The organism is Pseudomonas agronomica, from assembly GCF_025917275.1.
GTDB lineage: Bacteria > Pseudomonadota > Gammaproteobacteria > Pseudomonadales > Pseudomonadaceae > Aquipseudomonas > Aquipseudomonas agronomica.
Genome location: NZ_JAOSHO010001190.1, coordinates 1 through 207 on the forward strand (window position 1 = coordinate 1; position 207 = coordinate 207).

1 protein-coding gene is annotated in these 207 nt (G+C 60.4%); it reads left to right on the top strand.

Annotated features, from left to right (window positions below; translation table 11 throughout):
* Nucleotides 1-207 (top strand): winged helix-turn-helix domain-containing protein (locus tag OC610_RS29490; RefSeq protein WP_264433429.1); only part of this gene is annotated, 207 nt, incomplete at both ends.

The window sequence follows — 207 nt, forward strand, 5'->3', positions numbered from 1 at the left end:
CTGCTGCGACGCAACAACGGCGCTCGCGAACCGGAAACCGCGCTACGGGTGGCGGACCTGGAGCTGAACCTGATCAGCCGCGAAGCCAGCCGCAACGGACAACTGCTCAGCCTGCTGCCCACCGAATACAAGCTGCTGGAATTCCTGATGCGCAACAGTGGGCAGATCCTCTCGCGCATGATGATTTTCGAGGAAGTCTGGGGTTAT